Here is a 20,015-nt window from a genome sequence, read left to right on the forward strand (position 1 = left end):
AACCTGCTCCCGGATCGGTCTTTTGACCTTGTTAGGGTGGGAGAGGGCGCGCTGTATATCAAAGTGCCATCAAGGTGGTAATCGGGGTTTCCCTTAGTTGGATCCAACGCTTGAGGCGGGATCAAAATTGGAATTGGCACCGCTATTTCTGGCACCAAGTGCCAAGCCCCGCCGTTAGCGGCTATTGGTCAAACGGATGACGACTAATAGGTGTTTTTATTGACCGTATGGTCGAATTAAAAAAATTGAAAACAAATGTACGATGTGAACGAAGTTGTACAACGCAGCGCAAAAAATCAGCCTTCTCCTGCTTACGTACACTGGCTAAGCTCAGGGCTTCCCGATGCTCGTTCGAGGTTTTCCGCATGTCGCAACCCACGCCCGCCCTCGCTATCGCCCGCACGATCCTCGACGGCTTCGACGATTACCGTGAGCACTTTCGCCAGATCACCGATGGCGCCCGCGAGCGTTTCGAAAAGGCCCAGTGGCAGCAGGGCCAGGCGGCGTCTGCGGCGCGGATCAACCTGTACGAAGAGAAGGTCTCTGAGGTGATCGCTGGCCTGCGCGCCCGTTTCGAAGACGCGGACTTACTGGATGTCGACCTGTGGCCCTTGGTCAAAAGCGCCTACATCGACTTGATCGACCTGCGTTTCGACGATGAGCTGTCCGAGACTTGGTACAACTCGATCTTCTGCGGCCTGTTCAGCCACGACCTGATCAGCGACGGCTGCATGTTTATCCACACCACTCGGCCCAGCCTGCGTCGGGCGCGGGCAGCGCAGACCCGCACCTATACGCCCGCCGGTAAAATCGGCGAGATGCTTGCGCAGATCTTTGCGGACTACCGTTTCAGCGAGCCCTACGCCGATCTGAACGCAGACCTGCAGCGCCTCGAAGCGCAATTACGGGAAAACCTGCCCGATTGGGTATGCAAGGACCCGGACCTCAAGGTCGAGTTGTTTTCTTCGGTGCTCTACCGCAACAAAGGCGCCTATCTTGTAGGTCGCCTCTACACCCGAGAGGAACAATGGCCCCTGGTGATTCCGTTGTTGCACCGCGAAGGGCAGGGCATCCAGATCGATGCGTTGATCACCGACGAAGCCGATGTGTCGATCATCTTTTCGTTTACGCGTTCCTACTTCATGGTCGACGTACCGGTGCCCGCGGAGTTCATCGGTTTCCTCAAGCGCATCCTGCCGGGCAAGCACATCGCCGAGCTGTACACCTCCATCGGCTTCTATAAGCATGGCAAGTCGGAGTTCTATCGCGCGCTGATCAATCACCTGGCCACCACCGACGACCAATTCATCATGGCGCCGGGCGTGCGTGGCATGGTCATGAGTGTGTTCACGCTGCCGGGCTTCAACACCGTGTTCAAGATCATCAAGGACCGCTTTTCACCGTCGAAAAACGTCAACCGCGCCACGGTCATCGAGAAGTACCGGCTGGTCAAAAGCGTCGACCGTGTGGGGCGCATGGCCGATACCCAGGAGTTTGCCGACTTCCGTTTCCCCTTGAGCAAGTTCGAGCCCGAGTGCCTGGCCGAGTTGCTGGAAGTCGCCGCCGGCACCGTCGAAGTAGAGGGCGACACCGTGCTCATTCGTCACTGCTGGACCGAGCGGCGCATGACCCCGCTCAACCTGTACCTCGAAAACGCCAACCCCGCCCAGGTGCGCGAAGCCCTGGAGGACTACGGCTTGGCCATCAAGCAACTGGCGGCGGCGAATATCTTCCCCGGCGACATGCTGCTGAAGAACTTCGGCGTCACCCGCCACGGCCGCGTGGTGTTTTATGACTACGACGAAATCTGCTTTCTCACCGAAGCCAATTTCCGCCACATCCCCGAGCCACGCACGCCCGAGGATGAAATGGCGTCGGAACCCTGGTACTCCATCGGTCCGCTGGACGTGTTCCCAGAAGAATTCCCGCCGTTCCTGTTCGCCGACGCCGGGCAGCGCAAGCTATTTGATGAATTGCATGGCGAGTTGTACAACGCCGACTACTGGAAGGGACTGCAAGAAGCGATTCGCGCGGGGAAGGTGATTGATGTGTTTCCGTACCGACGCAAGGAGCGCGGTTACTCCTGAAGGGCGAGGTGTGCTGGAACCCCCGCCCTGAGTCAGCCGGCGTCAGACGATGACACATACGCCCTTGGTTGCCTCCACGCCCATGCTCCTTAAATGTTGCAGCGCGGGCCTCAAGTCACTTTGCTTGGGTAAGTAATGGCCTGACGTATTGGATAGACAGACTTTCCCCAGCAGGTTTTTTTTCATGTACCCGGCACTGACGATCTTCTGCGACTGACCGGGGCCAGCGCCGATTTCGGCAATGGCGGGGTGAGACATCCACTTGGGTGGCACGTTTTTGTCGATGTTGCCGACTACCAATTGGCCGCCTTGGGTTAGCACAAACTTATTCAACGAAGTCGGTTTATCCAGGATCTTCAGGTCTTTTGGCTGATTGACGTTCACCAACTGACCTCTGGGGCTTCTGGGGTTCAGCGCCGCGCCTGCCAGGTGCAGTTCCGCATTCAGGTCCCGCGCTTTTGTATTGTTCAGCAGCGCATAGCCAACGGAAGTGCAGCAGGGTAACGGCGAGCCCTTATAAGGCGTGACGTCGTGATGTGTGTTGGCGTGTGAATGCGAGAAACTGCCGCTGGTAGAGCGATGGGGATTAATAGGCATACGAAATCCTCTTGGGGGGGGCAGATTTGAACCCCGCGTCGCTCGCTCAATACATCGGATTTCAGCTTTAACGCGTGGGAAGGGTGGTCGGATTTTTGTAGGAACCGTCCTTGTGATGGGGTTGCCAGCGGCGTTACCCGATGACGCAACGTCTCCCGTCCTGCCGAAATCTGCGACAATCGCGTCCATTCCATCGACTGATGCTGCGCAGGCCTCACCTGCCTCACCCAAAAGACCCTTGCCGCCCTGATGACTGACCAAGCGCCCGCTATTGACCAACTGCTGAAAAACCTCGATCACGCCATGCTCGCCGACCGCCACCGCTTGCGGCGGCAGTTGCTTGAGCTGCGCAAGAAGCCCGACGAGGAAAAACTGGCGCAGTGGGTCACGCGCATGCAGGCGTCCTGCGCCCAGGTCACGGCACGGCGCGCCAGCCTGCCGGTGATTCGCTACGACGACAGCCTGCCGATTGCCGCCAAGCGCGACGAGATCAAGGACGCGCTGAACAAACATCAGGTACTGATCATTGCCGGCGAAACCGGTTCGGGTAAAACCACCCAGTTACCGAAAATCTGCCTGGAAATCGGTCGCGGCCAGTACGGTTTGATCGGTCACACCCAGCCACGCCGAATTGCCGCGCGCAGCGTTGCCAGCCGGGTTGCCGAAGAGTTGGCCACGCCTTTGGGCGCGTTGGTGGGCTATCAGGTCCGGTTCGAGGATCAGAGCGATTCCAACACCCTGATCAAGCTGATGACTGACGGCATCCTGCTGGCGGAAACCCAGAACGACCGTTACCTGGAACGCTACGACACGATCATCGTCGACGAAGCCCACGAACGCAGCCTGAACATCGACTTCCTGCTCGGTTACCTGAAAACCCTGCTACCGCGTCGCCCGGACCTCAAGGTCATCATCACCTCGGCCACCATCGACCTGGAGCGCTTTTCCAAGCACTTCGACGATGCACCGATTGTCGAGGTCTCGGGTCGCACGTTCCCGGTGGACACGTGGTACCGCCCGCTGACCCTGGAACAGGACGAAGAGGGCAACCGCGTCGAGGATGACTTGACCGTTGACCAGGCGATTCTCGCCACCCTCGATGAAATTGCCGCTTACGAGCGCAGCGAACGGCGCAGCCCCGGCGATGTGTTGGTGTTTTTGCCGGGCGAGCGCGAGATTCGTGACGCCGCCGAGATGCTGCGCAAGGCCCAGCTCAAGCACACGGAAATCCTGCCGCTGTACGCGCGCCTGTCACCGGCCGAGCAGCAGCGGATTTTCCAATCCCACCCGGGCCGGCGCGTGGTGCTGGCGACCAACGTCGCGGAAACCTCGCTGACCGTGCCTGGCATTCGCTATGTGATCGACAGCGGCACCGCACGCATCAGCCGCTACAGCTACCGCGCCAAGGTGCAGCGCCTGCCGATCGAGGCGATTTCCCAGGCCAGTGCCAACCAGCGTAAAGGTCGGTGCGGCCGGGTCGAGCCGGGTATCTGCATCCGTCTGTTCAGCGAAGAAGATTTTATCGGGCGGCCGGAATTTACCGATCCGGAGATCCTGCGTACCAACCTCGCCGCCGTGATCCTGCAGATGCTGCACCTGCGCTTGGGTGAAATCACCGACTTCCCGTTTATCGAACCGCCGGATGGCAAGGCGATCAGCGACGGTTTCAACCTGTTGCAAGAGCTCTCGGCCGTGGACCGCAACAGCCAACTCACCCCGCTGGGCCGCCAACTGGCGCGCCTGCCGGTGGACCCGCGCATGGGGCGCATGTTGCTGGAAGCCGCCAAGCTCGGCAGTTTGCAGGAAGTGCTGATCGTCGCCAGCGCCATGTCGATCCAGGACCCACGCGAGCGTCCGCCGGAGCGCCAACAGGCCGCCGACCAGGCCCATGCACAGTGGAAAGATCCCGATTCGGACTTCGCCGGGCTGGTCAATTTGTGGCGCGGCTTTGAAGAACAGCGCCAGGAATTGACTGCCAGCCCGCTGCGCAATTGGTGCCGCAAGAACTTCCTCAACTACCTGCGCCTGCGCGAGTGGCGTGATTCCCATCGCCAGTTGAGCCTGATCTGTCGTGACATGCAGCTGACCATCAACAAAGAACCGGCTGATTTCCCGAAACTGCACAAAGCGGTGCTCTCCGGCCTGCTCAGCCAGATTGGGCAGAAGACCGAAGACGGTGATTACCTCGGTGCGCGCCAGCGGCGCTTCTGGATTCACCCTTCGTCGGGTATTGGCAAGAAGCGTCCGCAATGGCTGATGACCGCCGAACTGGTGGAAACCACCAAGTTGTACGCGCGGATGGTCGCCAAGATCGACGCGGACTGGATCGAACCGCTGGCCGGGCACCTGATCAAGAAAAACCACTTCGAGCCGCATTGGGAGAAGAAGCGCGGCCAAGTGGTGGCGTTTGAGCAGATCACCTTGTTCGGGTTGATTGTGGTCGGGCGCCGGCCGGTGCATTACGGGCCGATTGACCCGGTGGTGTCCCGCGAGCTGTTTATCCGCGAAGGCCTGGTGCGCGGCGAGATTCAATCCCGCGCCAAGTGCCTCACGGCCAACCAGCAACTGCTGGAACAACTCGACGAACTGGAAGCCAAGGCCCGCCGTCGCGACATCCTGGCCGATGAAGAAACCCTGTACGCCTTCTACGACGCGCGCTTGCCGGCGGAGATCCACCAGACCGCCACCTTTGACAGCTGGTACAAGGTCAACAGCCAGAAAGACCCGCAACTGCTGATCATGCGCGAAGAAGACGTGCTCGCCCGTGAGGCCAGTGAAGTCACCGCCGCGCATTACCCGGACACCCTGCACTTGGGCGACCTGGAACTGGCCCTGAGTTACCACTTCGAACCCAACCACCCGCGCGACGGCGTGACCCTGCGCGTACCGGCGCCGCTGTTGCCGGCCTTGCCGGCGGAACGTTTGGAATGGCTGGTGCCGGGGGTGATCGAAGCCAAGTGCATCGCCCTGGTGCGCAACCTGCCCAAAGCGCTGCGCAAGAATTTCGTGCCGGTGCCGGACTTCGTAAAGGCCGCACTGCAACGCATCGAGTTCGGTCAGGGCTCGCTGCCCCAGGCGCTGGGGCGTGAACTGTTGCGCATGACCGGCGCGCGGGTCAGCGATGAAGCTTGGGCCGAGTCGGCGCAGCAGGTGGAAAGCCACCTGAAGATGAACCTGGAAGTGGTCGACGGCCAAGGTAAGTTCCTCGGCGAAGGTCGCGACTTGGCTGAGCTGACCGCACGCTTTGCCGAAGCCAGCCAAGCCGCGTTGGCCGTGCCGCAAACGGCGAAAAGCCAGCAGCCGGTGGAAGCCAAGGTGTTCGCCGCTGTGGCCGAGAAAACCCAGCAAAAGATCGCAGGGCTGTCGATGACGGTGTACCCGGCGCTGGTGGAAGAAAACGGTACGGTCAAGGAAGGTCGCTTTTCCACCGCCGCCGAGGCTGAGTTCCAGCATCGCCGCGCGTTGCAGCGTCTGCTGATGCAGCAACTGGCGGAACCGGCGAAATTCCTGCGCGGCAAGTTACCCGGCCTCACCGAGTTGGGGCTGATGTACCGTGAATTGGGGCGTATCGATGCGCTGGTGGAAGATATCCTGCTGGCGAGCCTAGACACCTGCGTGCTCGAAGGCGAAGCCAGCCTGCCGCGTGATGGCGCTGGTTTGGCCGCTTTGGCCGAACGCAAGCGCGGCAGTTGGACCGAACACGCCGAACGCCAGGCGCGCTTGACCCTGGAGGTGCTGAAACTCTGGCACGGCTTGCAAAAGCGCTTCAAAGGCAAGATCGACCTGGCGCAGGCGGTGGCCTTGAATGACATCAAGCAGCAACTGAGTAATTTGGTCTATCCAGGTTTTGTGCGGGAAACCCCGGCGCAGTGGTTCAAGGAGCTGCCGCGTTACCTCAAGGCCATTGAGTTGCGTCTGGAAAAACTGCCGAGCCAGGTGCAAAAAGATCGGGTGTGGAGCAGCGAGCTCAGCGGGCTGTGGGCGCAATACCAGAACCGCCTGAACAAGCATGCCCAGGAAGGTAAGCGTGATCCTCAGTTGGAGCTTTATCGCTGGTGGCTGGAGGAATATCGGGTGTCGTTGTTTGCCCAGCAGTTGGGCACCAAAGTGCCAATTTCCGACAAGCGCTTGAGCAAGCAGTGGACGCTGGTCGAGGCCTGATCCCTTCACGATTTCCAGCATCAACAAGGTTTCAATGTGGGAGTGGGGTTGCTCCCGATGGCGGTCTATCAGAAACAAATTCTGTAACTGACACACCGCTATCGGGAGCAAGCCCCTACCACACATTAAAAAGGTGTTTGTCTGGGAAGTGGCGCCAAACCCCAGCGTTTGTGGCAAACTTCGCGCCCATAAATGCCGGGATCGTCGTAGCAGCGACGCGATGGAATAAAGCGATGCCAGTTTGATGTCCGCTGGGCGGAATAGAACTACTCACAGTTTGGTACGACGGTACCAATATCTTCTGCCTGACAGATTTAGAGGAACGACCGTGCATAACGTCGTCATCAGCGGCACTGGCCTTTACACCCCTGCCAACAGCATCTCTAACGAAGAGCTGGTGCAGTCTTTCAATACCTACGTGCAGCAGTTCAATGCTGACAACGCTGCTGCCATCGAGCGTGGCGAGGTGCAGGCGCTGACTGAGTCCAGCGCGGCCTTTATCGAAAAGGCGTCGGGCATCAAGAGCCGCTTCGTGATGGACAAAGACGGCATTCTCGATCCGCAGCGCATGGCCCCACGCCTGCCTGAGCGCAGCAACGACGAATGGTCGGTGCTCTGCCAGATGGCCATCGGCGCCGCCGAACAAGCCCTGCAGCGTGCAGGCAAGACCGCCGCCGACATCGACGGCGTGATCGTCGCTTGCTCCAACCTGCAGCGCGCCTACCCGGCCATTGCCATCGAAGTCCAGGAAGCCCTGGGTATCGCCGGGTTCGGTTTTGACATGAATGTGGCGTGCTCCTCGGCGACCTTCGGCATCCAGAACGCCGCCAACAGCATCCAACTCGGCCAGGCCCGGGCGATCCTGATGGTCAACCCGGAGGTCTGCACCGGCCACCTGAACTTCCGCGATCGCGATAGCCATTTCATCTTTGGTGACGCCGCTACTGCTGTGGTCCTGGAACGTGCCGACCTGGCAACGTCCGAGCACCAGTTCGATGTGGTGAGCACCAAGCTGCTGACCAAGTTTTCCAACAACATCCGCAACAACTTCGGCTTCCTCAACCGTGCGGCGGAAGAGGGCATCGGCGCGCCCGACAAGCTGTTCGTGCAGGAAGGCCGCAAAGTCTTCCGCGACGTATGCCCGATGGTGGCCGAGCTGATCGGCGTGCACCTCGAAGAAAACCAGTTGAACGTGGCCGATGTGAAACGCTTCTGGCTTCACCAGGCCAACCTGAGCATGAACCACCTGATCGTGAAGAAACTGCTGGGCCGCGAAGCCACGGTAGAAGAGGCCCCGGTGATTCTCGATACTTACGCCAATACCAGCTCCGCTGGCTCGGTGATTGCGTTTCACACCTACCAGGATGACCTGCCCAAAGGGTCGGTTGCGGTGCTCAGTTCGTTCGGTGCAGGTTATTCCATCGGCAGCGTGATCCTGCGCAAGCGTTGATCCTGCGACAGGCCTTGCAGTGAAATCGAGGTAGACAATGGCAGCAGCGGACGACGCGCATCTGCTTGAACGCCTGCTCAAGGGTGATCAACGGGCTTACAAGGAGTTGGTCACCACCTACCAGAGCGCCATGCGGGCGGTGGCATATGCCATCGTCGGCCAGCGCCATGCCGATGAAATCGTCCAGGACGCCTGGCTGTCGGTAGTGCGCAACCTGTCCAAGTTCGAAGGCCGGTCCAGCCTCAAGACCTGGCTGCTGACCATCACCGCTAACGCCGCCAAGGGGCGCTACAAGCAGAATCGTCGTGAGGTGTTGCTCGACGATTTGCCTTCGCCCCACGGCACCATCGGCGATGACCGCTTTACCCCCGACGATGGCCACTGGGCGGTCGCCCCCTTTGCCTGGCATCAGGACACGCCGGAAGCCTTGCTGACCGAGGATGAGCTGCGTGATTGCCTGGAGCATACGCTGCTGAGTTTGTCGCAGTTGCAAAGCAGCGTCCTGGTGCTGCGTGAACGCCAGGGCCTGGAGTTGGAGGAGATTTGTAATCTCCTGACGCTCTCACTCTCCAATGTCCGTGTGCTGTTACATCGAGCACGGCTTAAAGTCTTTGCCACGGTGGAGCATTTTGAGGAAACGGGCGAATGTTGACCTGTAAAGAACAAGTGGCACGTTCCAGTGACTATCTCGATGGGCAATTGACCTTTCGCGAGCGCTTGCTGGTGCGTCATCACTTGATGTTCTGCCCGAACTGCCGCCGGTTTATCCGTCAGATGCGCCTGATGCAGGCGACCCTGAAGATCATGCCGGATGAGCCGGTGAAGGATGTGGATGCCTTGGCGCAACGGCTGGCTGCCGAGCGGCTCAAGGATCAATAAAGGCGGGGTAGAAGCAGACTCGCGTGGCGTGATCGAACGGATGATGGGGATCGATCTCGCCACGCAAGGCTGTTGCAACCACCTCGGGTCGTCCTGGCCCAAGGCTTATTACACGTACTGTTAGAACTTGGCTTCTGCGTCCAACTGCAGAGTATTGGCATTGGCGTCGCGGTAACCTGCGACGCTGGCGTAGTCTGCCTTGGTCAGGAAGTAAGTCGCGCCGATGGCGAAGTTCTTGTCGATGTCGTAACCGACCTTGAACTTGTGACCCCGTGCACCGGTGAAGCCGCCGGCGAAGTCCGAGTCGGTGAGGGCACCCACCACCGCGTAACGCTGCACATCGCGGTAGTTGTAGTCCAGGTTCAGGCCAAACACCTTGGACTTGGCACCCAGCAACCAGGCTGTGTCCTTGTCTTTATCAGTGGCTTTGGTGTTTTGCACGTACTGGCCGTAGAACGACAACGGTACGGCCAGGCCGCCGATATCGATTTGGCTGAAGCCTTCGTACAGGCGGTATTCGCTGGCATTGCCGGCCGTGGTGTTCGCCACGGTTTCAGCCGGGGTCAGGCACTGGAAGGAACCGGCGGTCGGGCAGCGGCTGTCTTCGTCATTCTGGAACGCATAGACACTGCCGCCCAGCGTCAGCTTCAGGTTGTCGGTCAGGGTGAAACGCGAGCCCAACTGGCCGGCGGTCATGCGCAGGTCATTGCGAAATTGCACGCCGTCGCCATTGACGTTGTCTTTGAGGTTGTAGTTACCCAGGCTGCCGAACAGCTCGGCGCTGCTCCCCAGTGGGTATTTGTAGGTCAGGGCCAGACCTTCCGGGTTGATATCGCTATCCCAGATCACGTCGCCCATGCTGACCCACGGTTGCAGCATCTTGCCGCCGATCACGTGCAGGTTTTTGATCTGGTCCGGGTGGTAGTCGATGTAGCCCAGGTCCAGCCAGATCGACTTCTTGTTGAAGTAGCCATCCAGGTCCTGGTTGGTGGAACGGGCGTCGTCGCTGCTACCGGTAGCAATGCGGATGCCGGTATCCACTTGTGGGTTGATTTCGGTGTAGGCGCCCAGACGCGCGCGGATGCGCTCACGGTCCTTGTCCTTGCCGCCATTGTTGGGGGTGCCATCGATCTTGATGGTCTCGTGGCGGAAACGTACGTCACCCTTGAATTGTGTCTTGGCTGCCCAAGCCAGCTTCTGGTCGAAGCTGCTCAGCTCATTGGTTTTTTTCGCGGTGGCCGCGATCTGTTCGTTGCTCTCTTGCTGAGCTTGCCGGGCGATCTGCTGTTCTTTCTGGTCTTTGGCCAACTCGTTTTGCAGTTCGGTGTACTGCGAAGCGGTGATCTGGCCGTTGGCCTTGAGCATGTCGAGCAGTTTAGCGTCGACTGCAGCGCTGGCCGGAACGCTCAGGGCCAGTAACAGGCCGCCGCACAGGGCCGCCGCAGTTTTAGTGGAAGCAAGACGCATATCAATCTCCGAAAGTGAGGAGGGATGGCAAACCATCCAGGACACAACCGACCGATGACGGACGGAAAAATAGCCGACTGGTAGAACCAGGCGCTCTAAAAACAGGCGTCAGTATCGCGATGGTTTATGACGCAGCAGTGGCGAAGTGATGTCATCTGTGTGACAAATTCATTTGCTTCGGAACTATTGTTTTAGAGCCTTGTCGGGCGATTTGAGGGTGTGTGAAACCTAGCGATAAGCGATACTCGCGGAGCTTTTACGCCCTGATGTAGTGAGGATGCCGATGCCGTTGCAACGCCTGCAAAGCTTGTCCGAAATAGCCCCGCAGACCTGGGATGCCTTGGTGCCTCAGGCCCAACCGTTCGTGCGGCACGCGTTCCTGAGCGCCCTCGAAGACAGCGGCAGCGTCGGCCCGCACTCCGGCTGGCAGCCGGAGCATTTACTGCACTGGGAAGGTGATCGGCTGGTGGCGGCACTGCCGGGTTATCGCAAGTGGCATTCTTATGGCGAATACGTGTTCGATCACGGTTGGGCCGATGCCTGCGAGCGGGCCGGTATCGAGTACTACCCCAAATTGCTGACAGCTGTACCGTTCAGTCCGGTCAGTGGCCCGCGCCTGTTGGCGGCCAACGCACAGGACGGTTTCGAATTGCTCAACAGCCTGCCGGGCTACCTGGAAATCGAAGGGCTCTCCAGTGCGCATATCAACTTTACCGATGCCTTGGCCGATGAGGCCTTAGCCCTGCAACCGGGCTGGATGCAGCGCCTGGGCTGCCAGTTTCATTGGCAGAACCGTGGCTACCGTGACTTCCAGGATTTCCTCGACGCCCTGAGTTCACGCAAGCGCAAGCAGATGCGCAAAGAGCGTGAGCAAGTGGCGGGGCAGGGTATCGACTTCGAATGGTTGCAAGGCCATGAGTTGAGCGAGGCGCAGTGGGATTTTGTTTACGCCTGCTACGCCAACACCTACGCGGTGCGCCGCCAATCGCCCTACCTGACCCGCGCGTTTTTCAGCCTGCTGGCCGAACGTATGCCCGAGGCAATCCGGGTGGTGCTGGCCAAACAAGGCGCGCGGCCGGTGGCCATGGCCTTCAGCCTGATCGGCGGTGACAGCTTCTACGGCCGCTACTGGGGTTGCCTGGCGGAGTTCGACCGCCTGCATTTCGAAACCTGTTTCTACCAGGGCATGGACTACGCCATCGCCCACGGCGTGCAACGCTTCGACGCTGGCGCCCAGGGCGAGCATAAATTGATTCGCGGGTTTGAGCCGGTGATTACCCACTCCTGGCATTACCTGCGCCATCCAGGGTTGAAGAATGCCGTGGAGGATTTTCTTGAGCGTGAGCGGGTAGGGATTCTGGCGTATGCCGAAGAGGCGAGGGCGGCCCTGCCTTATCGGCAGGGCTGACCCCCGCTGGTTTCAGGCTGAGTCCTCCCTGCCCAGCCATCGATAGGTAACACCGCCGATGACCGCACCGAGGATCGGCGCGAGCCAGAACATCCACAATTGCTGGATCGCCCACCCGCCCACGATCAGTGCCGGCCCGGTACTGCGAGCCGGGTTGACTGAGGTGTTGGTGACAGGGATGGAGATCAAGTGGATCAAGGTGAGCGCCAGGCCAATGGCGATGGGCGCGAGGCCCTTCGGGGCGCGGTGGTCGGTGGCGCCGAGGATGATCAGCACGAACATGGCCGTCATCACCAGCTCGCACACCAACCCCGCCGCCATCGAATAACCGCCCGGCGAATGCTCGCCATAGCCGTTGGAGGCCAGCCCGCCGGCCAGTTCAAAGCCAGGCTTGCCGCTGGCGATGAAGTACAACAATGCGGCGGCGACTACCCCGCCAATGACTTGGGCCACGATGTACGCCGGTAACTCCCTGGCCGGAAACCTCCCGCCCACTACCAGCCCCACCGATACCGCCGGGTTGAGGTGACAACCGCTGATATGCCCAATGGCAAACGCCATGGTCAGCACCGTGAGCCCGAACGCCAGGGACACGCCCAACAACCCGATCCCGACAGCAGGAAACGCGGCGGCCAACACCGCACTCCCGCAACCGCCCAACACCAGCCAAAACGTACCCAGCCCCTCTGTGACTGAACGCTTGAACAAAGACATGCAGCACGTCCTTGATAGATCACTCTACCGAATCAGTAAATCAATGATGCTCCCTGCAGATTTACTTCAGCGCCCGTCTGGGCACTGCACTCAGTACAGCACGGTTTTTACACAAATCCAGGCGATGAAAAAGCGCCAAAGGGCTGTGGGCGTTGGCGCGAACTGCACATTCTACTGAGTGGCTGGCTACTGAATGGCTGTGAGCAAATGTGGGAGAGGGCTTGCCCCCGATAGCCGTGTGTCAGTCACCGATGCAGCAACTGACACACCCTCATCGGGGACAAGCCCCCTCCCACAATTTGAACGGTGTATAGGATTGAAATCCTCAGTCGATTCCGACAAACCCGCCCGTCTGGTGCTGCCACAACCGCGCATACAAGCCCTTATGGGCCAGCAACTCGGCATGGCTGCCGCTTTCGGCAATCTGGCCTTTCTCCAGCACCACCAAGCGATCCATCCGCGCAATCGTAGACAAGCGGTGTGCAATCGCAATCACGGTCTTGCCTTTCATCAGGGTTTCCAGGCTTTCCTGGATCGCCGCTTCCACTTCCGAGTCCAGGGCCGAAGTGGCTTCGTCCATGATCAGGATCGGCGCATCTTTGAGAAGCACGCGTGCGATGGCAATACGCTGACGTTGGCCACCGGAGAGTTTCACCCCGCGTTCGCCCACGTGTGCATCCAGCCCGGTGCGGCCTTCGGAGTCTGACAGCAGTGGGATGAACTCATCGGCGCGAGCCTTGTGCACGGCGGCCCAGAGCTCTTCGTCGGTGGCGTCGGGCTTGCCGTACAGCAGGTTGTCGCGGATCGAACGGTGCAGCAGCGAGGTGTCCTGCGTGATCATGCCGATTTGGGCGCGCAGGGATTCCTGGGCGACCTCGGCTATGTTCTGGCCATCGATCAGGATGCGCCCGCCTTGCAGGTCGTACAGGCGCAGCAGCAGGTTGACCAGGGTCGATTTTCCCGCCCCGGACGGGCCGATCAGGCCGATCTTTTCACCGGCCTTGATCTCAAGGTTCAGGCCGCCAATGATCCCGCTCTGTTTGCCGTAGTGGAAATCCACCTGCTCAAAGCGTACTTCGCCATGGGGCACCGTCAGGCGCGGCGCGTTGTCGCGGTCAATCACCGCCAATGGCTGAGCGATGGTCTTGAGACCGTCCTGCACCATGCCGATGTTTTCGAAGATGCCGTTGACCACCCACATGATCCAGCCGGACATGTTGACGATTCGGATCACCAGACCGGTGGCCAGGGCAATCGCGCCCACGGAAATCAGCGACTGGGTCCATAGCCACAGGGCGAGGCCGGTGGTGGTGACAATCAGCAGGCCGTTCATGGTGGTGATCACGATGTCCATGCTGGTCACCACGCGGCTGGCCAACTGGGTTTTTTCGGTCTGCTCGATGATCGCTTCCTTGGCGTACTCCTGTTCGGATTGGGTATGGGCGAACAGCTTCAAGGTGGTGATGTTGGTGTAGCCGTCGACGATGCGGCCCATCAGTTTGGAGCGCGCCTCGGAGGAAATCACCGAGCGCTCCTTCACCCGTGGCACGAAGTAACGCAGTGCCAGGCTGTAGGCGATGATCCAGGTCACCAGCGGGATCATCAGGCGCCAGTCGGCCTCAGCGAACAGCACCAGCGAACTGATGGCGTAGATCGCCACGTGCCAGATCGCATCCACCGCCGCCACGGCGGAGTCGCGCAGGGAGTTGCCGGTCTGCATGATGCGTTGGGCGATACGACCGGCGAAGTCATTCTGGAAGAAGTTGAGGCTCTGTTTGAGCACATAGCTGTGGTTCTGCCAGCGAATCAGGCTGGTCATCCCGGGGCTGATGGTCTGATGCACCAGCAAGTCATGCAGTGCGCCGAAGATCGGGCGCAGCAACAGGGCGACAACGGCCATCCAGATCAGCTCGGTGCTGTGGACCTGGAAGAAGTCAGCGGGCGGGGTGCCTTGGGCGAGGTCGATGATGCGGCTCAGGTAGCTGAACAGCGCGACTTCGATCAGCGCACCGATCAGTCCCACTACCAGCAAGGCGGCAAAGTGCGGCCACACCTGGCGCAGGTAGTAGAGGTAGAAGGGCAGGACTTTATCGGGAGGGGCTTCGCTGGGTGCGTCGCGGAAAATATCGATCAGTTGTTCAAAACGACGATAGAGCATTGAGTATGACGCCCGCTATGCGGGCTCTCCTTTCAAATGCGCGCGCCGCCTTGTGGGCCGCGCGCGGAACTACCTGCTACCTCAGTCGATGCGCTTGGCCGACTTGATGTACACAGGATCGATTGGCACGTTCTGCATGCCCTGCTTGGTAGTGGTTTGCGAGTTGACGATCACATCAACCACGTCCATGCCCTTGACCACTTTGGCGAACACCGCATAACCGGCATCGCGACCCGGATCGAGGAAGGCGTTGTCAGCCACGTTGATGAAGAACTGGCTGGTCGCCGAGTTCGGGTCATTGGTGCGCGCCATGGACAAGGTGCCACGCACGTTATGCAGGCCGTTGCTGGCTTCGTTCTTGATCGGTGCTTCGGTCGGCTTTTGCGACATCGACTGGGTAAAACCGCCACCCTGGACCATGAAGCCCGGGATCACACGGTGGAAAATCGTGTTGGTGTAGAAGCCCTTGTCGACATAGGCCAGGAAGTTCTTGGTACTGATCGGCGCCTTGACCGGGTCCAGTTCGATTTCAATGTCGCCGTTGGTGGTGGAGATCAATACGTGTGGCGCCTTGGCGGGTTCGGCCGCCATCAGGTTGGCAGCGAACAGAACGGAACCGGCAAAGAAGGCGATTTTTTTCAGCATGGGTCAGTGATCCTGGGTAGTGGTTTCGACTGTCTCTAGAAAATCGAGCAGGGTGGTATTAAAGACTTCGGGTTGGTCCAAGGGCGTGGCGTGGCGGGAATCCTTGATCACCACCAGCCGCGCATCGGGCAGCAGTTTTACATAGTTTTCTTTCTGGGCCACGGGGGTGTAGTCGTGGTCGGCGCTGATGACCAGGGTTGGACAGGTAATCCTCGAAAGTCGTTCCTGCACGCCCCAGCCCACAATGGCATCGAAGCTGGCGAGATAAGCACGTTTGTCGTTTTTTGCCCAGCGTTCGGCCATCTTGCGGCGCAGGTCGGCCTGCGCAGGTTTGGGGAACAGCCGGTCGCCGAGGGCCTTGCCGATGGTGGCCAGGCTGAGCACGCGGGCCAGCGTCCAGCGCTTGGCCCACTGCCAATAGTCATCGGCACTGCGCACCTTGACCTCGGGTGCGCTGTTGACGATGCACAGGCTTCTGACCAACGTAGGTTCATCCACGGCTAACTGGAAAGCGATCATGCCGCCCATGGACAGGCCCACCACATGAGCGGCAGGCAGGTTCAGGTGCTCGAACAGCGCCACCACGTCATGGGTGAACCCTGGGATGCTGTAACGCTCACGCGGTTTGTCGGAGCGACCATGACCGCGTACGTCCACCACGATCACCCGGTAGTGCCTGGACAGTACCGGAATCTGCAATTCCCAATCCTGGCTGCTGGAGCCCAGGCCGTGGATCAGCACCAGCGGTGTGCCGTGGCCGTATTCCTCGTAGTGCAGGCTGCATCCTTCGTGGTCGAACCAGGCCATGGATGAACTCCGTTTCAGGCTTGTTGGGGGGCGGCGAAAGGTGCGTCCAGGGGCGCCGTGTCAAACGTGCGCAGTAATTCCACGAGGATCTGCGTCGCCGGCCCCAGGGGTTTGTCCTTGTTCGAGTACAGGTAGAACGCGGGGTGACGGCTGCCGCCCTGTTCCAAGGGTAGTTGCTTGAGCACGCCCTCGGCGAGTTCGCGTTCGATCATGTGCCGCGGCAGCCAGGCGAAGCCCAGGCCGCTGCCGACAAAGGCGGCCGCGGTGGCCAGGCTGCCGACGGTCCAGCGTTGTTCGGCGCCGAGCCAGCCCACATCCCGTGGCTGCTGGCGGCCGGAGTCGCGGATCACCACTTGCATCTGGCTTTCCAGGTCCTGGAAGCTCAGCTCGCGATTCATACGGTGCAGCGGATGCTCGGGGTGGGCCACGGCGACGAATTCCACGTCGCTCATTTCCGTGCCCAGGTAACCGGGGATGCTGAAGCCGCAGATCGCCAGGTCGGCCACGCCTTCGATCAACAACTCTTCAACACCGGACAACACCTCTTCACGCAGGCGCACGCGGCAACCACGGCTTTGCGGCATAAAGGCCGTGAGGGCGCGCACCAGGCGGGCGTTGGGGTAGGCAGCGTCCACGACCAGCCGCACTTCGGCTTCCCAGCCCTGTTCCATATGGTGGGCGAGGTCTTCCAGCTGACTGGCGTTTTTCACCAGTTGCCGGGAGCGGCGCAACAGCACTTCACCGGCGTCAGTGAGCACGGCTTTGCGCCCGTCGATGCGCAGCAGCGGCACGCCAAGCTGGTCTTGCATACGGGCCACGGTGTAGCTCACCGAAGATTGCGAACGGTGCAGCGCTTCGGCCGCCTGGGCGAAGCCGCCATGGTCGACCACGGCTTGCAGCGTGCGCCATTGATCGAGGGTAACGCGGGGCGCTTTCAAGATAGGTTCCTCTTGTCCTAAGCTGGCGGTCCTTATTGGAGACTGCCGAATGAGAAAATTTTGTTATGTGCTGTTGGCGCTGCTGCCGATGAGCGCGTTTGCGTACCCCATCGACGTGACAAAAAAGATCAGTGGCGTGAGCGTGGACTACACCGCCTCAGACGTGGACGGCGACATCAGTTCGATTCAACTAAACAACTACGGCACCAACGATGCCTTGTGCTCGGTAGTCTTCACCAATGGCCCGGAGGCCCCCCGCCGACGCACGGTCTCGGTGCCGGCAGGTAAAAGCACCAACACCACGGTCAAGTTCAACCGCGCCATTATCAAGATGCGGATTGCCTTGGACTGCGCGCCAAAATAAAGGGGTAGCGGAGCATGTCTACAGGAATACTCCGCATATCAACAAATTTCTAGATGGGTTATAGCAGTTTTTTGCGCTTTTTTATCGAATGAGCCATGGTTAATCTTTTCTCCATCGACTTACAGCATTTACAGATGGAGCCTACGAAGCCATGTCCAACGTTCTGATCATCGAAAGCAGCGCCCGCCAACAGGACTCGATCTCCCGTCAACTGACCCAGCAGTTCATCAGCCAATGGCAGGCCGCCCACCCGGCAGACCAGATCACCGTGCGCGACGTGGCCCTCAACCCGGTGCCGCACTTGGACGCCAACCTCCTTGGCGGCTGGATGAAACCTGCGGATCAGCGCAACGACAGCGAGCAGGTGTCCCTTAACCGCTCCAACGAATTGACCGACGAACTGCTCGCCGCCGACGTACTGGTGATGGCCGCGCCGATGTACAACTTCGCCATCCCCAGCACCCTCAAGGCCTGGCTGGATCACGTGTTACGCGCTGGTGTGACCTTCAAGTACACTCCCACCGGCCCACAGGGTCTGTTGACCGGCAAGCGTGCCATTGTCCTGACCGCGCGCGGCGGCATCCACGCCGGCGCCAGCTCCGATCACCAGGAGCCTTACCTGCGCCAGGTCATGGGGTTTATCGGGATTCATGACGTCACCTTCATTCACGCCGAAGGGGTGAACCTGAGCGGTGACTTCCAGGAAAAGGGCATCAACCACGCCAAGGCCCTGCTGGTGCAACTCGTGGCATGAGCCGCTTGATCCTTTAATCGTCAGATAATCGCGCGGTGTTTATATCGCTCCACGCAAACCCTTCAAGTACGCGTACGAACCTCCCTTTGCACTTGTTGCTCCTAAGTGCTCCTGCCCGACTGACGCTTTAGCGAGGTCGGGTTTTTTTTGCCCTGAGTTTCTTCAAACCCTGAAAACCTTTAATGTCGCGCCCATTCGAAGCGAGGCACACATGGGCTATCTACTGGTTGTCACCCTGATTCAGGCATTTTCCTTCAGTCTGATCGGCGAATACCTCGCCGGTCATGTCGACAGTTACTTCGCGGTGCTGGTGCGCGTCGTGCTGGCCGGGCTGGTATTTATCCCGCTGACCCGCTGGCGCTCGGTAGAGCCGGCCTTTATGCGAGGCATGCTGGTGATCGGCGCGCTGCAGTTTGGCGTGACCTACGTGTGCCTGTACCTGAGTTTTCGCGTGCTCACGGTGCCGGAGGTGTTGCTGTTCACCATCCTCACGCCGTTGCACGTGACGCTTATCGAAGATGCACTTAACCGGCGCTTCAACCCCTGGGCCCTGGTCGCCGCCTTGGTGGCAGTGGCGGGGGCGGCGGTGATTCGTTTCGATCAGATCACGCCTCACTTCCTGATGGGCTTCCTGCTGCTGCAACTGGCCAACTTCACCTACGCCGCCGGGCAAGTGATGTACAAGCACCTGGTAGCGCGTTATCCGAGTGACCTGCCGCACTACCGGCGCTTCGGTTACTTCTACCTCGGTGCGTTGCTGGTGGTGTTGCCGGCGTTCCTGCTGTTCGCCAAGGCCGACTTTCTCCCGCAAGCGCCGCTGCAATGGGGTGTGTTGGTGTTCCTCGGGCTGGTCAGCACGGCGCTGGGCATGTACTGGTGGAACAAGGGCGCGTGTTTGGTGCATGGCGGCACGCTGGCGGTGATGAACAATCTGCATGTACCAGTGGGGTTGCTGCTGAACCTGCTGATCTGGAACCAACACGAACCCCTGGGCCGCCTGGCGTTGGGTGGGTTGGTGATTCTCGGGGCGGTGTGGATCAGTCGGTTGGGCATAAAGCCTGCGCCTGGCGTAAAGTCTGCGACGTGATGGCCCCAAGGCATACGTGAGCGGCAATGAAAGTCTGTTATAGAAAAGAACGGTGTGGGGGCGGCAGAGTGGACAAGATTGATGAACTGATCATTGCAGCCTTGAAGGACGACTCCCGGGTCAGCCTGGCGCAATTGGCGCGGCAAGTTCATAAGTCGCGAACAGCGGTGGAGTCGCGTGTCCAGAAGTTGATTGAAAAGGGCATCATCCTAGGCTTCACCATCAACGTAGCCGAGGGCGATGAGACCCTGCAAGCGGCGTTCTTGATGCTGACGCTCAATGGCAGCAACTGCCACCTGGTGTTTCCGAAGATCCAGCAGTTCAGCCAAGTGGTGCACGCCTACTCACTGTTTGGCGACGTGGACATGATGCTCGACGTTCGCTACAGGAGCTTTGAAGAACTGATGGTCTTCAAGGAAAGCCTGCTGAACATCGAGCATGTGAAGGAAGTCGTGGTCAACCCCGTGCTTAAGGCCTGGCGCTAGGCGCCGGCCGTTTC

The 20,015-nt window shown here is 59.8% G+C and carries 17 protein-coding genes; 10 read left to right on the plus strand and 7 right to left on the minus strand.

Annotated features, from left to right (window positions below; all coding sequences use genetic code 11):
- The first annotated feature begins 365 nt into the window (after positions 1–365).
- A complete protein-coding gene (aceK, locus tag BW43_RS11795) occupies positions 366–2,087 on the plus strand; it encodes a bifunctional isocitrate dehydrogenase kinase/phosphatase (protein ID WP_032887694.1) in 1,722 nt (573 codons plus the stop codon).
- A gap of 42 nt (positions 2,088–2,129) precedes the next feature.
- On the opposite strand, the gene BW43_RS11790 is transcribed toward aceK, so the two are convergent.
- Complete coding sequence (locus BW43_RS11790; RefSeq protein WP_032887696.1) at positions 2,130–2,684, minus strand: hypothetical protein; 555 nt, start codon at positions 2,682–2,684, stop codon at positions 2,130–2,132.
- A 249-nt stretch (positions 2,685–2,933) separates the two neighbouring features.
- On the opposite strand from BW43_RS11790, the gene hrpA reads away from it, so the two are divergent.
- The 4 genes from hrpA to BW43_RS11770 all read left to right on the plus strand — a co-directional run bounded on the left by hrpA (position 2,934) and on the right by BW43_RS11770 (position 9,174).
- The gene (gene hrpA, locus BW43_RS11785) at positions 2,934–6,845 is read left to right on the plus strand and encodes an ATP-dependent RNA helicase HrpA (RefSeq protein WP_032887698.1); all 3,912 of its coding nucleotides are present in this window, start codon (positions 2,934–2,936) and stop codon (positions 6,843–6,845) included.
- Positions 6,846–7,173: 328 nt separating this feature from the next.
- Positions 7,174–8,295 (plus strand): beta-ketoacyl-ACP synthase III, encoded by a 1,122-nt coding sequence (locus BW43_RS11780; protein ID WP_032887699.1) that lies wholly within the window; start codon positions 7,174–7,176, stop codon positions 8,293–8,295.
- A 37-nt stretch (positions 8,296–8,332) separates the two neighbouring features.
- On the plus strand, positions 8,333–8,947 hold the full coding sequence (locus tag BW43_RS11775) for an RNA polymerase sigma factor (protein WP_032887701.1): 615 nt from the start codon (positions 8,333–8,335) through the stop codon (positions 8,945–8,947).
- Positions 8,941–9,174, plus strand: a complete 234-nt coding sequence (locus BW43_RS11770) for an anti-sigma factor (RefSeq protein ID WP_032887702.1) — start codon at positions 8,941–8,943, stop codon at positions 9,172–9,174. The genes BW43_RS11775 and BW43_RS11770 overlap by 7 nt, the downstream gene beginning before the upstream one ends.
- A gap of 120 nt (positions 9,175–9,294) precedes the next feature.
- On the opposite strand, the gene BW43_RS11765 is transcribed toward BW43_RS11770, so the two are convergent.
- Entirely contained in the window at positions 9,295–10,641 is a 1,347-nt protein-coding gene (locus BW43_RS11765; RefSeq protein ID WP_032887704.1) for a putative porin, read from the minus strand.
- A gap of 283 nt (positions 10,642–10,924) precedes the next feature.
- On the opposite strand from BW43_RS11765, the gene BW43_RS11760 reads away from it, so the two are divergent.
- Positions 10,925–12,049: a GNAT family N-acetyltransferase gene (locus BW43_RS11760; protein ID WP_032887706.1), complete on the plus strand. Its 1,125-nt coding sequence runs from the start codon at positions 10,925–10,927 to the stop codon at positions 12,047–12,049.
- A gap of 12 nt (positions 12,050–12,061) precedes the next feature.
- Here BW43_RS11760 and aqpZ read toward each other — a convergent pair whose 3' ends face one another.
- The 5 genes from aqpZ to BW43_RS11735 form a co-directional block, all read right to left on the minus strand.
- Positions 12,062–12,763, minus strand: coding sequence for an aquaporin Z (gene aqpZ, locus BW43_RS11755; protein ID WP_032887707.1), 702 nt, complete (start codon positions 12,761–12,763; stop codon positions 12,062–12,064).
- Positions 12,764–13,088: 325 nt separating this feature from the next.
- Positions 13,089–14,921 (minus strand): ABC transporter ATP-binding protein, encoded by a 1,833-nt coding sequence (locus BW43_RS11750; RefSeq protein WP_032887709.1) that lies wholly within the window; start codon positions 14,919–14,921, stop codon positions 13,089–13,091.
- 81 nt (positions 14,922–15,002) lie between these two features.
- Entirely contained in the window at positions 15,003–15,566 is a 564-nt protein-coding gene (locus tag BW43_RS11745; protein ID WP_032887711.1) for a peptidylprolyl isomerase, read from the minus strand.
- Between the two features lie 3 nt (positions 15,567–15,569).
- Positions 15,570–16,373, minus strand: a complete 804-nt coding sequence (locus BW43_RS11740; RefSeq protein WP_032887712.1) for an alpha/beta fold hydrolase — start codon at positions 16,371–16,373, stop codon at positions 15,570–15,572.
- A gap of 14 nt (positions 16,374–16,387) precedes the next feature.
- Positions 16,388–17,311: a LysR family transcriptional regulator gene (locus BW43_RS11735; RefSeq protein WP_032887714.1), complete on the minus strand. Its 924-nt coding sequence runs from the start codon at positions 17,309–17,311 to the stop codon at positions 16,388–16,390.
- 49 nt (positions 17,312–17,360) lie between these two features.
- Between BW43_RS11735 and BW43_RS11730 the strand changes: the two genes are divergently transcribed.
- The 4 genes from BW43_RS11730 to BW43_RS11715 all read left to right on the plus strand — a co-directional run bounded on the left by BW43_RS11730 (position 17,361) and on the right by BW43_RS11715 (position 20,001).
- A complete protein-coding gene (locus tag BW43_RS11730) occupies positions 17,361–17,675 on the plus strand; it encodes a hypothetical protein (RefSeq protein WP_032887716.1) in 315 nt (104 codons plus the stop codon).
- Positions 17,676–17,826: 151 nt separating this feature from the next.
- Positions 17,827–18,429, plus strand: a complete 603-nt coding sequence (locus BW43_RS11725; protein WP_032887718.1) for an FMN-dependent NADH-azoreductase — start codon at positions 17,827–17,829, stop codon at positions 18,427–18,429.
- Between the two features lie 211 nt (positions 18,430–18,640).
- The gene (locus BW43_RS11720) at positions 18,641–19,516 is read left to right on the plus strand and encodes a carboxylate/amino acid/amine transporter (RefSeq protein WP_032887720.1); all 876 of its coding nucleotides are present in this window, start codon (positions 18,641–18,643) and stop codon (positions 19,514–19,516) included.
- Between the two features lie 68 nt (positions 19,517–19,584).
- On the plus strand, positions 19,585–20,001 hold the full coding sequence (locus BW43_RS11715) for an Lrp/AsnC family transcriptional regulator (protein ID WP_032887722.1): 417 nt from the start codon (positions 19,585–19,587) through the stop codon (positions 19,999–20,001).
- Positions 20,002–20,015 lie beyond the last annotated feature (14 nt).

It is taken from the genome of Pseudomonas sp. RIT357 (assembly GCF_000632245.1).
Classification (GTDB): domain Bacteria; phylum Pseudomonadota; class Gammaproteobacteria; order Pseudomonadales; family Pseudomonadaceae; genus Aquipseudomonas; species Aquipseudomonas sivasensis.

Coding starts and splice junctions, on each gene's coding strand:
- aceK (WP_032887694.1), top strand. CDS start 366: ATGTCGCAACCCACGCCCGCCCTCGCTATCGCCCGCACGATCCTCGAC.
- BW43_RS11790 (WP_032887696.1), bottom strand. CDS start 2,684: ATGCCTATTAATCCCCATCGCTCTACCAGCGGCAGTTTCTCGCATTCA.
- hrpA (WP_032887698.1), top strand. CDS start 2,934: ATGACTGACCAAGCGCCCGCTATTGACCAACTGCTGAAAAACCTCGAT.
- BW43_RS11775 (WP_032887701.1), top strand. CDS start 8,333: ATGGCAGCAGCGGACGACGCGCATCTGCTTGAACGCCTGCTCAAGGGT.
- BW43_RS11770 (WP_032887702.1), top strand. CDS start 8,941: ATGTTGACCTGTAAAGAACAAGTGGCACGTTCCAGTGACTATCTCGAT.
- BW43_RS11765 (WP_032887704.1), bottom strand. CDS start 10,641: ATGCGTCTTGCTTCCACTAAAACTGCGGCGGCCCTGTGCGGCGGCCTG.
- BW43_RS11760 (WP_032887706.1), top strand. CDS start 10,925: ATGCCGTTGCAACGCCTGCAAAGCTTGTCCGAAATAGCCCCGCAGACC.
- aqpZ (WP_032887707.1), bottom strand. CDS start 12,763: ATGTCTTTGTTCAAGCGTTCAGTCACAGAGGGGCTGGGTACGTTTTGG.
- BW43_RS11750 (WP_032887709.1), bottom strand. CDS start 14,921: ATGCTCTATCGTCGTTTTGAACAACTGATCGATATTTTCCGCGACGCA.
- BW43_RS11745 (WP_032887711.1), bottom strand. CDS start 15,566: ATGCTGAAAAAAATCGCCTTCTTTGCCGGTTCCGTTCTGTTCGCTGCC.
- BW43_RS11740 (WP_032887712.1), bottom strand. CDS start 16,373: ATGGCCTGGTTCGACCACGAAGGATGCAGCCTGCACTACGAGGAATAC.
- BW43_RS11730 (WP_032887716.1), top strand. CDS start 17,361: ATGAGAAAATTTTGTTATGTGCTGTTGGCGCTGCTGCCGATGAGCGCG.
- BW43_RS11725 (WP_032887718.1), top strand. CDS start 17,827: ATGTCCAACGTTCTGATCATCGAAAGCAGCGCCCGCCAACAGGACTCG.
- BW43_RS11720 (WP_032887720.1), top strand. CDS start 18,641: ATGGGCTATCTACTGGTTGTCACCCTGATTCAGGCATTTTCCTTCAGT.